Raw genomic sequence first — 14,795 nt, forward strand, 5'->3', positions numbered from 1 at the left:
GTTCAAGCACTCAGGCGACCGTGGATGCCTTCAGCGCGGCGATGCGCTCTTCCAGCGGCGGGTGGCTCATGAACAGCTTCCTGGCGGTGGCGCCGGCGATGCCGAAGGCCGCGATCTGCGTCGGCAGCGTGCTCTGGCCATGGTTGAGCTTCAGGCGCTCCAGCGCGGCAATCATCTTCTGGCGGCCAGCCAGCGAGGCACCACCATGGTCGGCACGGAACTCGCGGTGGCGCGAGAACCACATCGCGATGACCGTCGCGCCCAGGCCAAACACCATCTCCAGCACGAACACGATGATGTAGTAGGCAAAACCACGCCCACCGCCCTCGCGGTTGCCCGACAGCGCGCTGTCGATCACGCCGCCGACCACGCGGGCCAGCACGATCACGAAGGTGTTCAGCACGCCCTGCAGCAGGGCCATGGTGATCATGTCGCCGTTGGCCACGTGCGCGATCTCGTGGCCCAGCACGGCTTCGGCCTCGTCCTCGCTCATGTTGTGCAGCAGGCCGGTGGACACCGCCACCAGCGCGTTGTTGCGGTTGGCGCCGGTGGCGAAGGCGTTGATCTCCGGGGCGTCGTACACCGCCACTTCCGGCATGCCGATGCCCGCGGCCTTGGCCTGGCGGGCCACGGTGTCCAGCAGCCAGCGCTCGGTGGCGTTGCGCGGCTCGGTGATGACCACCGCGCCGGTACCGCGCTTGGCCATGAACTTGGACAGCAGCAGCGAAATGATGGAACCACCAAAGCCGAAGATCGCGGCCATGACCAGCAGGCCGCTCATCTGCGCCGAGTTCACGCCCAGCAGCGACATCACGATGCTGGCCAGGATCAGCACCGCGAAGTTGGTCATCAGGAACAGCCCGATTCGGGTAAACATGGGAAACAATCCGTGAGGATGAAAAAGTGAGTTAAATCTGCGGGGGCCAACGCTTGAATTCAAGCGTGAATCTGACCGACGATTCAGCTTCGATGTCCTCCATTCCCTACCGCGGGCGCTTCGCCCCTTCCCCGACCGGCCCGCTCCATCTCGGCTCGCTGCTGGCTGCGTTCGGCAGTTGGCTGCTGGCCCGCCATGCGGGGGGTGAATGGCGGGTACGCATCGAGGACGTGGACCCGCCACGCGAGGTTGCCGGCGCCGCCGATGCCCAGCTGGCCACATTGGCCGCATTCGGCCTGCACGCCGATGGCCCCATCCAGTACCAGAGCCGTCGCCACCGGCTGTATCAGGCCGCCCTCGAGCGCCTGCTGGCCGAGGGCAAGGCCTTTGCCTGCCATTGCAGCCGTAGCGACCTGGCCGGCCAGCAGGGCATTCACCGGCATTGCGCGGCCCACCAGCTACGCCCCCACCCGGCCGTCCGGCTGCGGGTAGCCGACGGCAGCCGGGTGATGTTCCAGGATGGCCTGCAGGGGCCATTCACCCAGCAGGTGGACCGGGAGGTCGGTGACTTCGTCCTGCTGCGCGCGGACGGTTGCTGGGCCTACCAGCTGGCGGTGGTGGTGGACGATGCCGAGCAGGGCATCACCGACGTGGTGCGCGGCCTCGACCTGATCGATTCCACCCCGCGCCAGATCCTGCTGCAACGGGCGCTGGGTGTGGCGACCCCGCGCTACCTGCACCTGCCGCTGCTGCTCGATGCCAGTGGCCACAAGCTGTCCAAGTCGCTGGCCGCAAGGCCGGTCGATGCCGCCGACCCACTGCCCACCCTGCGCTGGCTGTGGTCTGCACTGGGCCAGGCCGATGCTGCACTGGATGCTGCAGGCAGCGTCGGCGAGCTGCTGCAGCATGCCGCCGCCGGGTTCGACCCCGCGCTCCTGCAGAAAGCCTCGTTCATCGTCCCGGAATCGCCCCCGGGCTGACCGCAGTTTCATTAGAATCATCGGCTCCCCGCGCTTTCGCCCTGGAGCACTTGCCCATGACATCCCGCGTCGCACTGGTCACCGGTGGTACCGGCGGCATTGGTACCGCCATCTGCCAGCGCCTGGCCGACCAGGGCCATCGAGTCGCCACCAATTTCCGCAACGCCGAGAAGGCGCAACAGTGGCAACGGCAGATGCGCGAGCGGGGCTACGACATCGCCCTGTTCGAGGGCGACGTGGCCGACCCCACCAGTGGCCGGACGCTGGTCGAATCGGTGGAAGCCAGCCTCGGCCCGGTCGAGATCCTGGTCAACAACGCCGGCATCACCCGCGATACCACCTTCCACCGCATGAGTGCCGAGCAGTGGCACGAGGTGATCAACACCAACCTCAACTCGGTGTTCAACATCACCCGCCCGGTGATCGAGGGCATGCGCAAGCGTGGTTGGGGCCGGGTCATCCAGATCAGTTCGATCAATGGCCTGAAGGGCCAGTACGGGCAGGCCAACTACGCCGCGGCCAAGGCCGGCATGCACGGCTTCACCATTTCCCTGGCGCGCGAGAACGCCGGCTTCGGCATCACCGTCAACACCATCTCGCCCGGCTACGTGGCCACCGACATGGTGATGGCCGTGCCGGAGGAGGTGCGCGCCAAGATCGTGGCCGACATCCCTACCGGACGCCTCGGCAAGCCGGAGGAAATCGCCTATGCGGTGGCCTTCCTGGTCGCCGAGGAAGCGGCCTGGATCACCGGTTCCAACCTGGACGTCAACGGCGGCCACCACATGGGCTGGTAAGCGCGACCACCATGTTGCAGGACATGGCGGTTCATGTTGCGCAACAAGAAATCATCCTTCCGCGCCTTGCAACCTGTACTTTTGGCGGTTGCAAGCCCTGTTGCACTGCGCCATGCTGCGCACCTAACCGTGACGAGTGACTGCTTAATGGCTGCGACCCGCATCATCAAGAAGTATCCGAATCGCCGGCTCTACGACACCGAGATCTCCAGCTACATCACCATCGAGGACGTCCGCCAGCTGATCCTCGACGGCGAGGAGTTCGAAGTCCGCGACGCCAAGAGCGGTGAGGACCTGACCCGGTCGGTGCTGTTGCAGATCATTGCCGACAAGGAGCAGGACGGCGAGCCGATGCTGTCCACCCAGCTGCTGAGCCAGCTCATCCGTTTCTACGGCGACTCGCTGCAGGGCTTCATGGGCAACTACCTGGAGCGCAGCATGCAGGTGTTCCTGGACCAGCAGCAGCAGTTCCGCCAGCAGATGGGCAATCTGCTGGGGCAGACGCCGTGGGCGATGATGAACCAGCTCACCGAGCGCAATCTGGAGCTGTGGCAGGAGTTCCAGCGCAACATGGGTGCCGGTTTCGGCCGCCCCTCGGGCACCGGCACCAACAAGCCGGCCGACCCGCCGCCGAGCACCGGCGGCAAGACCCGCACCGGCCGCTGAGCCGTTGCCGGATGTTCAAAAGGCCGACGCAAGCGTCGGCCTTTTTCATGTGCGGCAGACCGCAGGCTGTCATGCCATCCAGGCAGGCGCGGCGCAATCACCACCACTGATGCCGGGATCACATCCCGGCCACCCCATTCCGCTGCCTGCACCTGTCCCGCTTACGGGCGGCTCCTGCAGGCCGAGCAGATGCGCTCGACCGTGTAGCCCTTGGCACGCAGCTTCTCGACCACGCCGTCACTACCGAGCAGGTGCAACGCGCCGACCACCACCAGCGTGGTGCCCTGCCCGTCCTGCAGGCGCTGCTGCAGCGGCGCCAGCCAGGCGTCATTGCGATCGACGTTGATGCGCTGGTACAGGCCCGGGTAGGTGCGCTTCATTTCCGACGCCATGTCCCGCCACAGGGTGACGTCGTCACCACGGCGCCACGCATCGTGCAGGCGACGGCTTTGCTGGTCGCCCTTCTCCACCTGCTCCAGCGCCTCGCGCAGCAGCTGGCGCTGCTCATCGGCATTCATGCCGTCGAGCATGCTGATCTGCGAGCTCGCGCTTTCCAGGCCCGCGGCCGGCTTGCCGGCCTTGGCCGCAAGGTTCATCAAGTGGCGGTCCAGCCCGGCCTGCGGGTCCAGGCCCTGTCGCGCCATCTGGGTCAGGCTGATGGTCAGGCCGATGAACCACGGCTTGAGGCCGACCAGGCGCTCGACCGGCATGCTGTTGCCCGCGCCCCACGCCTGCAGGCGGCGCCAGGTCTCGGCGTCGAGCTCCTCCTTGAGCTGGCCACCATCACGACGGATCGCGGCCTGCATCATCTGCGTGGCCAGCGCCGGTGACGCCATCTCCTCCGGAGCCAGTTCGAACAACAGGCGGCTGGAGGCAGCGAAGGCCTGGTCCACGTCCGGCGACAAGGGGTAGTCATCCGGCTTCAACAGATGGAACGAACCCAACAGGTACAGTTCGGCGCCCTTGCCGCCACTGACCTTCCACAACAACGGCGTCGGCGGCACATAGGCCGGCGCGGCGGCAGGCGTGGCGGCCGGCCGGGCCGCGTAAGCGACACCGCAGAACAGGCTGAAACCCAGCAGCGCGGAGGCCGCGCGCGTCATCCAGTGGCTCATGGTGCGGCCTCCGTCGCCGGCTTGGCGTACGCCTTCTCGCCCGCCTCGACCAGCAGGTCCAGCCGGTTCTCCGGTGGTGGCAGCGGACAGGTGGCGAATGGGGTGAATGCACACGGCGGGTTGTAGGCGCGGTTGAAGTCAACCACCACCTCGCCCTTGGCGTCGGGGGCCCCGGCATCGATGAAGCGGCCGGCCGAGTAACTGCCGCGGCCGTTGGTGCGGTCGGCGAAGATCAGCTGCAACGGACGCCCCGGTTCACCCAGCGCTTCCAGCCGCCAGGTGCGGCCATCGCGCTCGAACTCGACCGCGCCGGCGTTGGGCAGGTCGGTGGTCAGGCCGGTGATGTCGACGATGGGCAACGTCTTGTTGGCGTCATGCGGCACGAAGCGGGCGGTGACACGCCAGGACGGATCCGCCGGCCAGTAGGCCAGCTGGCCGAAATGCCGGCGCGCCGGTGCATCGGCATGCTTCAGCCGCAGCGCGTAGCGCGGCCCGCGATGGATCAGGGTCAGCAAGCCCTTGTCGTCGTCGAAGGTGATCGCGGTGGGCTGCTCGGCATCGTCGCTGAGCAGCGGGATGCGACCGGTGATCGGCGCGCCATTGGCCTTCAGCGAGACGCCCGGCTCGGGGGTGAACGAGAAGGTCTGGCCTTCGCGCTGGACCAGCCCCATGCGTGGCGGCCCCATCGCCATGCGGATGCCGCTGGTGCTGCCGCTGCCGATGTAATGCGCCTTGAGTTCAAGCCAGTGCAGGCCGACCAGGCTGGTCCAGCCATCCGGGGCGAGCAGATCGGTGAGGCGGCTTTCGCGCCACAGCTCGTTGTCATGGGCGAAGTTCGCATCCACCGCCACCGGCGGTTTGGCCGCCTCCTGCTTGCCGCAGGCGGCCAGCACCATCGCGGCCAGCAGCACGGCACAGCCCCGTAAAGTCTTCATCAACGCCCCCGCAGGAACCAGCGATCAATTTCAGCCAGAGAAAAGCGCGCCCAGGTCGGGCGGCCGTGGTTGCATTGCCCCGAGCGCTCGGTGATCTCCATGTCACGCAGCAGGGCATTCATTTCCGGAATCGTGAGCCGCCGGTTGGCGCGCACCGCGCCGTGGCAGGCCATGGTGGACAGCAGCTCGTCGCGCGCGGTGGCGATGCGCCGGCTCTGCCCATGCTCGCGCAGGTCGCCCAGCACATCGCGCAGCAAGGCTTCCGGCTCGGCGTTGGCCAACAGTGCCGGAATGCTGCGCACGTGCAGCGAACCGGGACCGGAACGGGTGATCTCGAAGCCCAGCGCCGCCAGCGTCGCCGCTTCCTGCTCGGCGGTGTCGGCCTCGCGCTCGCCGACCGCCAGGGTGATCGGCACCAGCAGCGGCTGGGCGTGCAGGCCGATGCCATCGTGTGCGTTCTTCAAGCGTTCGTAGCCGATCCGTTCGTGCGCGGCATGCATGTCCACGACGATCAGGCCTTCGGCGTTCTCGGCCAGGATGTAGATGCCATGCAACTGGGCGATGGCATAACCCAACGGTGGCACGCCACTGTCGCTGGAGGTGGGCGGCAACGCGGGACCGGCGTCGACCGGCGCCTGCACCTGCCCAGCCGGCGGCGCCGAGTACAAGGCGGCGTAGGCGGCCGGCGCTTCGGCCACCGGCAGGCCCAGCGGCGACTGCCGCGCCTGCCAGTTGCCACTGCTGCCGACGCTGCCACCGGGGCGCGACAACACGTAGCCGCCGCCGTAACCGCCACCGGTACTGAGCGGTGCCGCTCCGGCCGGCGCTTCCTGCGCGGCGGTTTGTCCCATCGCCGACGGCTCCAGTCCGGCACGGGTTTCAGCCAACGCGTCCTTCAGCGTGCGATAGACGAAGTCGTGGATCAGGCGTGCATCGCGGAAGCGGACTTCATGCTTGGCCGGGTGCACGTTGACGTCCACCCGGGTCGGGTCCAGCTCCAGGAACAACACGTAGGCCGGATGGCGGCCATGGAACAGCACGTCGCCGTACCCCATCTTCACCGCGTGGCTGATGCTGCGGTCGCGCACGGAGCGGCCGTTGACGTACAGGTACTGCTGGTCGGTGCTGGCCCGCGAATACTGCGGCTGCGCGATCCAGCCGTGCAGGCGCAGGCCGGCGGCGCTGTGGTCCACCCGCAGCGCCTGGCGCGCGAAATCCTCGCCCAGCGTTTCGCCCAGGCGTGCATCGGAGTACAGGTCACCGGGCTTGTATCGGCGCGAGGGCTTGCCGTTGTGCGAGACGCGCAACTCGACATCGGGACGGGCCAGCGCCAAGGAGCGCAGCCATTCCTCGATATGCCCCAGCTCGGTGCGCTCGGCCCGCAGGAACTTGCGCCGTGCCGGCACGTTGTAGAACAACTCGCGCACTTCCACCGTGGTGCCCGGCGCATGCGCGCGCGGGGCCACCTCGCCCAGCTTGCCACCTTCGATCTGCAGGGCAGCGCCGTGCTCGTCATCGGGGCGGCGCGAGGCCAGCGTGAAGCGGCTGACCGAGGCGATGGACGGCAAGGCTTCGCCGCGGAACCCCAGCGTGGCCACCGATTCCAGGTCGTCCAGGCTGGCGATCTTGCTGGTGGCATGCCGCGACACGGCCAGCGGCAGCTGTTCGGCGGCGATGCCACCGCCGTTGTCGCGGATGCGGATCAGCCGCACGCCGCCTTCCTCCAGGTCAATGTCCACACGGGTGGCACCGGCGTCCAGCGCGTTCTCCACCAGCTCCTTGACCACCGATGCAGGCCGCTCCACCACCTCGCCCGCGGCGATCTGGTTGATCAGGATCTCGGGCAGCGGACGAATGCTGTTCATGCGGCACCTCCCATCGGTACCGGCAATGACCTACGCAGCGACAGGGGGAAGACGGAGGGAATCAGGAGGACATCATGCATGGGCACGATGATAGCCGAGCCCGGCCGCGTCGCCGTGTCCGGCGACGCCAGCGGCGCGACTTACTTGCTGCCGCCGGCCACGGTACCGGCAGCGGCTTCCATCTCGGCCTGGGCACGGGCCGCGAACAGCGTACCCGGCGGCGGCTGCCGGCTGAAGTAGGTGTGCACGCCGTCGAGCACGGCGCCGGCGATGCGGCGCTGGTAGGCCGGGTCGACCAGCCGGCGCTCTTCGTCCGGGTTGGAGATGAACGCCGTCTCCACCAGCATGGCCGGCATGTCCGAGGTGCGCAGCACCGCGAAGTTGGCCCGTTCCAGGTTCGGCTTGTGGTTGTTGCCGATGCGCTTGAGGCCACCGAGCACGTGGCCGGCGGCATCCTCGGAGGCCTTCATGTTGCCGCTCTGGGCCAGGTCCAGCAGGACGTTGGCCAGGGTCCCTTCGGTGCGGCTCAGGCTGACGCCGCCGATCAGGTCGGCCGCGTTTTCCTTGTCCGCCAGCCAGCGGGCACGCTGCGAGGACGCGCCCTTGGTCGAGAGCACGTACACCGACGAGCCGGTCGCCGAACGGTTCTCGGCGGCATCGGCGTGGATCGAGATGAAGATGTCGGCCTTGGCCGCGCGCGCGCGCTGGGCACGCATCGGCAGCGGGATGAACACGTCGGTGTCGCGGGTCAGGAACGCGCGCAGGCCCGGGGTGTTGTTGACCTGGCGGGCCAGCTCACGCGCCACGGCCAGCGTCACGTCCTTCTCGCGCTTGCCGGTCGGGCCGATCGCGCCCGGGTCCTGGCCGCCGTGGCCCGGATCGATGGCCACCACCAGATTGCGCATCCCCGGCTGCATGCGGATGCGCGCGGCATCGCTGGGCATGGTCGGGCGCGGCGCTTCGGGGACGACGGCAGGCGTCGGTGCCGGCGTGACCGGCGTCGTCGCCTGGGCCACGTTCGGGCCCGTCGCCTGCGGTGCACGCGTCACTGGTGCCTGGGCATTGAGGATGGCTGCCGGTGAGGCCGTCGCCGTGGTCACCGGGGTCGGGGCGCTGGCAACCGGTGCAGGTGCCGGCGGTGGCGTCGCGGCTTGGCGGCTGACCGCTGCGGTCAACGCGGCGGTGGCACGGGCCGCCTCGGCACGCGCTTCGGCACTGGAAGGCGCGGCAGCGGTGGGCGAAGGCGGAGTCGTCGGCGTCGGTGCGGCGGTTGCCGGTGCGCTCGCCGCCGCCGTCACCGGTGCCTCACCCGGCCACTCGATCGACAACTTCGATTCGGCGCCCTGCCCCTGCATCAGCGGCTTGAACGCTGCCACCGATTCGGCCAGGTCGAACACCACGCGGAACGTGCCCGGGGTTGGGCTGCCCGTGCGTACGGCGGTCACCACGCCGGCAGCGGCCGGCAGCCGCAGCCCGCGCACCGCGGAGGAATCAGGGAAATCAATGACCAGCCGGTTCGGGCCAGCCAGGCTCAGGGTCTTGTAGCTGCCACCGCCAGCCAACTGGATCTCGGCGCGGGTGCCGGTGGCACCCGTGTGCAGGCTGACCCCGCGGATTTCACCCGCCCACGCGGAGAAGCTCGCGGCCAGACACAGTCCAGCGGCGACGACAGACGATGTGAACAGGCGGTTTCCCGTAGTCATGGGCGGATTCAATCACCGGAATTCCCCAATTGCAACATGTTTTCCCTTAATAATCCGCAACCTGCCCGACTTTCCTATGGTCAGGGGGTAAAAAGGGGCTGCAAGTCGGGGCTTTCACGCAGTCGCAGAAGCCAGTCAGACCCGACATTACTGCGGGCCTGGAGCACCGCCCGACGGCCATTGCCGTCGATGGCCAGCCCGATCACCAGGTCCACCGGCGGCAACCCACCGGCGCCCCGCTCGGGCCACTCGACCAACCACAGATCGGCCGCCCCTTCGTCCAGACCGAGGAAATCGAGTTCGCCGGCACTGCCGATCCGGTACAGGTCCAGGTGCCAGGCTTCGCCGTTGACCAGCGGGTAGCGTTCGATCAGCGTGTAGGTGGGGCTGCGGATCGCACCCTGCACGCCCAGCGCGCGCAGCAGGGCCCGCGCCAGCGTGGACTTGCCCGCGCCCAGGTCACCCTGCAGATGGACCACCGCCTGCAACGGACGGGTGCGGGCCAGCTCACGGCCGAGCAGGTCGGTGCTGTCGGCTTCGGGAAGAAACAGTTCGTTCATGCCCGCCATTATGGATTGGCCAACGTCCGAAGATGCGGCAGCAGGTCGCGTGGCAACAGCCCCCGCTCACCCTCGGCCACCGCTGCATCGCCGGCCAGCCCATGCAGCAGTGCACCACTGCTGGCGGCATCGAACAGCGCCAGGCCCTGCGCGCACAATGCGGCGATCGCACCGGTCAGCAGGTCGCCCATGCCGCCGACGGCCATGCCGGGGTTTCCGGCGGCAATCACCCGCGGCACCTGCCCGGGTGCCGCCACCACGGTGCCCGCGCCTTTCAGTACGACCACCGCGCCGTAGCGTTCGACCAGGGCCTGTGCGGCGGCAAACCGGTCCCGTTGGATACCGGCCATGTCGCAGCCCAGCAGGTGCGCGGCCTCGCCAGGGTGCGGGGTGAGGATGGCGTGCGGCACGACGCGCGGCGCGGCCGCCAGCAGGTTGAGCGCGTCGGCATCGATCACCAGCGGCTTGCCTGCATCCACTGCGATCGACCACAACGCCTGTGCCCAATCATCCTGGCCCAGCCCCGGCCCCAGGGCGACCACGCTGGCGCGCGCCAGCAGCGGCGCAAGCGCGGGTGCCGACGTCACGGCATGGACCATCGCCTCGGGGCAGCGCGCCAGCAACGGCCCCACGTGCGCCGCCTGCGTGGCCACGCTGACCAGCCCTGCGCCACTGCGCAGTGCAGCCTCGGCACTGAGCATCACCGCGCCCCCGCTGCCAAGGTTGCCGCCCACGCACAGCACGTGCCCGGACTCGCCCTTGTGGGTATTGATGCGCCGGCGCGGCAACTGCGAAGCCAGCACGCCACGCGCCCACCGCAGGGCAGCAGGCGGCACGCCTTCGAATGCCGCCGCCGGCACGTCCAGATCGGCCAGCAGCCGCTGCCCGGCGCATTCCAGCGCCGCGCCGGTATGCAGGCCACGGTGCGGCACGATGAACTGGAGCACGCGCGCCGCGCGCACCGCCGCGCCCGGCACGTCGCCGGACACGGCGTCCACGCCACTGGGGACATCCAGCGCGAACACCGGCACGGGCACTTCGTTGATGGCCTGGATCAAGGCCGCGTCCGCGGCCTGCGGCGCGCGCGACAGGCCGATGCCGAACAATGCGTCGACGATCAGATCCGCCTGCTGCAGGCAATCGATCGACAGCTCCACCTGCCCGCCCACGGCCAGGTAATCGGTGCAGGCCCGCTGCGCCAGGGCCGTACGCGGCGCGGCATCCTCCAGGTGCAGCACGCGGACATCGCGCCCCGACTGGCGGGCAAAGCGCGCCAACACGTAGCCGTCGCCGCCGTTGTTGCCCGGCCCGCACACCACCACGATGCGCCGCGCCTGTGGCCAATGCTGCAGCACGCAGTGCCAACCGGCCTGCCCGGCGCGCTGCATCAGCACGTAGCCATCGCCGCCCAGGGCGGCGGTCGCCTGCGCGTCGATGCGACGGGCGGCGGCGGTATCGAACATCTGCACGGGCTCTGACATGCCACCGATTCTATACTTGCGCCATGTCCGAAGCCGTTTCCGCCGCTACCCCGGCGCAGCTGTCGCTGCGCATCCGCCAACTGGCACGAGAAGCAGGCTTCCAGCGCTGCGGCGTCAGTGGCGTGGAGCTGCGTGACGATGAGGCGCACCTGGCCGACTGGCTGGGCAAGGGCCTGTACGGGACGATGGACTGGATGGCCCGCCACGGCACCCTGCGTGCGCGCCCACAGGAACTGCTGCCCGGCACGGTGCGGGTGATCTCGGTCGGGCTGGACTACGGCCACAAGGACGATGCGCAGGCCTGGGCCACCCTTGATGACGCCGACCGCGCCTACGTGGCGCGCTACGCCCTGGGCCGCGATTACCACAAGCTGATGCGCAACCGCCTGCAGAAGCTTGCCGAACGGGTCGCCGCCGAGATCGGCCCCTTCGGTTACCGCGTGTTCGTCGATTCCGCGCCGGTGCTGGAACGTGCCCTGGCGCGCAACGCCGGGCTGGGCTGGATCGGCAAGCACACCTGCCTGATCGACCGCAACGGCGGCTCGTGGTTCTTCATCGGCGAGATCTACGTCGACCTGCCATTGCCGGTGGATGTGCCGGCCACCGCGCACTGCGGCACCTGCACGCGCTGCATCGACGTCTGCCCGACCGCGGCGATCATTGCCCCGCACCGCTTGGATGCGCGGCGCTGCATTTCCTACCTGACCATCGAGCACGACGGCGCCATTCCACTGGAAATGCGCCCGTTGATGGGCAACCGCATCTACGGCTGCGACGACTGCCAACTGGTCTGCCCCTGGAACAAATTCGCCCGGCGCACCGACGAACCGGACTTCCGCGCGCGCAACAACCTCGACACGGCCACGCTGCCGGAACTGTTCGCCTGGGAAGAGGATGAATTCCTGCGCCGTACCGAGGGCAGCCCGATCCGCCGCAGCGGCCACGAGCGCTGGCTGCGCAACATCGCCGTGGCATTGGGCAATGCCGCGCCCTCGCCCAGTGCGCGTCAGGCATTGGAAACGCGCAGCAACCACGCCTCCGAACTGGTCCGCGAGCACGTGCAGTGGGCGCTGCAGCGCCACCATGACGCCGACCCACCGGCGGCGTGAGCCCGCCGGCATTCCATGCGACCATGGCCGCCCGCTCCACCGCCGCAACCGCTGAACCATGAACCGCAGTGCCGACGTCCTGACCCCCGCCCAGCTCAACACGCTGGCGCGTGACCTGCTGGAGAGCAGCTTCCCGCTGGTCTGGGTGGAAGGCGAACTGGGCAATGTCAGCCGCCCGTCCTCCGGGCACCTGTACTTCACCCTGAAGGACGCCCGCGCGCAGGTCCGCGCGGCGATGTTCAAGCCCAAGAGCCAGTGGCTCAAGTTCGTGCCACGCGAAGGCATGCGCGTGCTGGTGCGCGGCCGGCTCACCCTGTACGAGGCACGCGGCGACTACCAGTTGATCCTCGACCAAATGGAGGAAGCCGGCGAAGGCGCGCTCCGCCGTGCCTACGAGGAGCTGAAGGCACGCCTGGAAGCCGAGGGCCTGTTCGATGCCGGGCGCAAGCGCCCGCTGCCGGCGCACGTGCGCCGCCTGGCGGTGATCACCTCGCCTTCCGGTGCCGCCGTGCGCGACGTACTGAGCGTGCTTGGCCGGCGTTTCCCGCTGCTGGAAGTGGACCTGCTGCCCTCGCTGGTGCAAGGCGAAACCGCCGCCGCGCAGATCACCTCGCTGTTGCGCCAGGCCGATGCCAGCGGCCGCTACGACGTGATCCTGCTGACCCGCGGCGGCGGTTCACTGGAAGACCTGTGGGCCTTCAACGACGAACGGTTGGCCCGCGCCATCGCCGCCAGCACCACCCCGGTGGTCTCTGCGGTGGGCCACGAGACCGACTTCAGCCTGTCCGATTTCGCCGCCGACCTGCGCGCACCCACGCCGTCGGTCGCCGCCGAGCTGCTGGTACCCGACCAGCGCGACCTGGCATTGCGCCTGCGCCGGCTCGCGCAGCGGCTGAGCCAGTTGCAGGTGCACACCCTGAGCCAGGCCATGCAGCGCGCCGATCGCGCCGCGTTGCGCCTGCAGGCCCAGGGCCCGCAGGCACGGCTGGCGTTGCTGCGGCATCGGCAGGAGGCTGCCTTTGCGCGGCTGCAGGCGCATTGGCGACAGAAGCAGGAGCGTCGCCGGGCACAGTTGGCGCATGCGGCCGCCGTGCTGCGCGGCGCCCAGCCGCAGCGTCGGCTGGCGGCATTGAAGGAACGGCTGGCAGCCCTGGCGCCACGCGCACAGACCGCCATCAACCGCCAGTTGCAAGCCGATGCATTGCGCCTGCGTGGCATCGCCCGTTCACTGGAGGCGGTGAGCCCATTGGCGACCGTCGCCCGTGGTTACTCGATCCTGACCCGCGCCGACGACGGCGCCCTGGTGCGTTCCAGCGCGCAGGCACAACCCGGTGATCGCCTGCAGGCCCGCCTGGCCGAAGGCACCCTGCAGGTCCGCGTGGAAACCTCCGAGCCGTAGGAGCGCCTTCAGGCGCGAAGCCGGGAATCCTTCCGCCAACGCCGGCTACTGCAATCCCGGAGGCCATCGGCTTCGCGGCCAAGGCCGCTCCTATCGCTGCGGGGCTGCGTCCCAGGCCTGCAGCACGATATTGGTCAACGCCACCGGGTCACGGTCGAAATGGTGCCCACCCGGCCGCTCCACCGTCTGGATGAAAGGCTTGCCGCGCAGGTCGCGGCACAGGCTGTCCTTCTCATCGGTGCCGTAGATGCACTGCAGCGGCATCGCGTGCAGTTGCTCCAGTGCGGGCAACACGGGCGTCTCGCGCGAACGCCCCCACCCCAACCAGCCACCTACCCGGACCTCGAACGCGGCCCCATGGGACAGGCCCAGCAACGACATGAAACGCACCGACTGCTGCTGATCGGCCGGTAGCTGCGGGTAAGCGAACGGCAATACATCGGCACCGAACGAGTAACCGATCAACGCGACGTCGTCTGCCCCCCAACGCTGCCGGTAGGTCTGCAGGGCCTGGCCCAGATCGGCACCCAGTTGCTGCTGGCTGCGCTCGGCCCAGAAGTACTTCAGGCTGTTCCAACCCAGCACGGAAATGCCTTGCTGGTTGAGCTCGCGGGCAATGCCCTTGTCCAGGTCACGCCAGCCCCCATCGCCGGAGAGCACCACTGCCAGGCGACGGCTGCCGGCGACCGGCATCTCGATCAGGGGAAGCCGCTGCGTGCCGTCCGGGCGCGCCATCATCTCCAGTGCGCGGGAAACCAACGCCTCGGCCGGCACCGGCTCGACCGCGACGGCATCCCCACCACCGGTGCAAGGCAGGGGTTCCGGAGCGCCCGTTGTCACCAGCACCCCGGCGAACTCGCCCGCCGCGGCACCGGCGGCGGTTGCGCGGGCCAACGCGGCCTCCCTGCCCTGCGCGACCAACAACGGCAGGAAGAACTGCCGCGCCCGTGCCTGTTTGAGCAGCTTCTGGGTCAACAACGCCGCATCGTCGGCCATGTTCCTGCAGGTCGATGACCCGCTACCCAGGCGCTGCCGGTACGCCGTCGAATCCACCACCGCCACCCATGCACCCCCCTGCGCCAGCGAGGTGAGCAATGGCCGTTCCCGGGCGGACGATTGCGCGCCCTCGGCGAAATAGATCACCACACCGCGTGGCTCGCCCTGCGGTGCCACCACTTGCACGTCACCGTACCGACCGGCGTTGACCGATGCACGGTGGTTGCTCCGGCTGCATGCACTGGCCATCACCACGCACAGCAGCGCCGTCACGACGCGTACGACAAGGCCCTGCATCGGCCACCGCCATCA

General features: G+C 68.9%; 13 protein-coding genes. 5 read left to right on the forward strand and 8 right to left on the reverse strand.

All coding sequences use genetic code 11. The annotated features are described in order from the left end of the window. Positions 1-10: 10 nt before the first annotated feature. The gene (gene htpX / locus IB227_RS01865) at positions 11-877 is read right to left on the reverse strand and encodes a protease HtpX (RefSeq protein ID WP_132862979.1); all 867 of its coding nucleotides are present in this window, start codon (positions 875-877) and stop codon (positions 11-13) included. A 92-nt stretch (positions 878-969) separates the two neighbouring features. Between htpX and gluQRS the strand changes: the two genes are divergently transcribed. From gluQRS to phaR, 3 genes are all read left to right on the forward strand, one after another. Then, positions 970-1,857: a tRNA glutamyl-Q(34) synthetase GluQRS gene (gene gluQRS, locus IB227_RS01870; protein ID WP_192287242.1), complete on the forward strand. Its 888-nt coding sequence runs from the start codon at positions 970-972 to the stop codon at positions 1,855-1,857. A gap of 56 nt (positions 1,858-1,913) precedes the next feature. Next, a complete protein-coding gene (locus IB227_RS01875) occupies positions 1,914-2,654 on the forward strand; it encodes a beta-ketoacyl-ACP reductase (protein ID WP_192286090.1) in 741 nt (246 codons plus the stop codon). A gap of 81 nt (positions 2,655-2,735) precedes the next feature. Next, positions 2,736-3,320: a polyhydroxyalkanoate synthesis repressor PhaR gene (gene phaR, locus IB227_RS01880; RefSeq protein ID WP_165931117.1), complete on the forward strand. Its 585-nt coding sequence runs from the start codon at positions 2,736-2,738 to the stop codon at positions 3,318-3,320. Between the two features lie 161 nt (positions 3,321-3,481). Here phaR and IB227_RS01885 read toward each other — a convergent pair whose 3' ends face one another. The 6 genes from IB227_RS01885 to IB227_RS01910 all read right to left on the reverse strand — a co-directional run bounded on the left by IB227_RS01885 (position 3,482) and on the right by IB227_RS01910 (position 10,979). After that, positions 3,482-4,423: a TraB/GumN family protein gene (locus IB227_RS01885; RefSeq protein ID WP_192287243.1), complete on the reverse strand. Its 942-nt coding sequence runs from the start codon at positions 4,421-4,423 to the stop codon at positions 3,482-3,484. Positions 4,424-4,431: 8 nt separating this feature from the next. Beyond that, the gene (locus tag IB227_RS01890) at positions 4,432-5,370 is read right to left on the reverse strand and encodes a DUF1684 domain-containing protein (protein WP_192286091.1); all 939 of its coding nucleotides are present in this window, start codon (positions 5,368-5,370) and stop codon (positions 4,432-4,434) included. Continuing rightward, entirely contained in the window at positions 5,370-7,235 is a 1,866-nt protein-coding gene (mutL, locus tag IB227_RS01895) for a DNA mismatch repair endonuclease MutL (protein WP_192286092.1), read from the reverse strand. The genes IB227_RS01890 and mutL overlap by 1 nt, the downstream gene beginning before the upstream one ends. A gap of 140 nt (positions 7,236-7,375) precedes the next feature. Beyond that, positions 7,376-8,938, reverse strand: coding sequence for an N-acetylmuramoyl-L-alanine amidase (locus IB227_RS01900; RefSeq protein WP_192286093.1), 1,563 nt, complete (start codon positions 8,936-8,938; stop codon positions 7,376-7,378). A gap of 80 nt (positions 8,939-9,018) precedes the next feature. Continuing rightward, positions 9,019-9,498: a tRNA (adenosine(37)-N6)-threonylcarbamoyltransferase complex ATPase subunit type 1 TsaE gene (gene tsaE / locus IB227_RS01905; protein WP_192286094.1), complete on the reverse strand. Its 480-nt coding sequence runs from the start codon at positions 9,496-9,498 to the stop codon at positions 9,019-9,021. 8 nt (positions 9,499-9,506) lie between these two features. After that, entirely contained in the window at positions 9,507-10,979 is a 1,473-nt protein-coding gene (locus IB227_RS01910) for an NAD(P)H-hydrate dehydratase (RefSeq protein WP_192286095.1), read from the reverse strand. A 23-nt stretch (positions 10,980-11,002) separates the two neighbouring features. Between IB227_RS01910 and queG the strand changes: the two genes are divergently transcribed. Then, positions 11,003-12,088, forward strand: a complete 1,086-nt coding sequence (gene queG / locus IB227_RS01915) for a tRNA epoxyqueuosine(34) reductase QueG (protein ID WP_132862971.1) — start codon at positions 11,003-11,005, stop codon at positions 12,086-12,088. Positions 12,089-12,146: 58 nt separating this feature from the next. Further along, positions 12,147-13,487: an exodeoxyribonuclease VII large subunit gene (xseA, locus tag IB227_RS01920; protein ID WP_192286096.1), complete on the forward strand. Its 1,341-nt coding sequence runs from the start codon at positions 12,147-12,149 to the stop codon at positions 13,485-13,487. 90 nt (positions 13,488-13,577) lie between these two features. On the opposite strand, the gene IB227_RS01925 is transcribed toward xseA, so the two are convergent. Next, positions 13,578-14,780: an AcvB/VirJ family lysyl-phosphatidylglycerol hydrolase gene (locus IB227_RS01925; RefSeq protein WP_192286097.1), complete on the reverse strand. Its 1,203-nt coding sequence runs from the start codon at positions 14,778-14,780 to the stop codon at positions 13,578-13,580. Between the last annotated feature and the right edge of the window lie 15 nt (positions 14,781-14,795).

This window comes from Stenotrophomonas sp. STM01 (assembly GCF_014852135.1).
GTDB lineage: Bacteria > Pseudomonadota > Gammaproteobacteria > Xanthomonadales > Xanthomonadaceae > Stenotrophomonas > Stenotrophomonas capsici.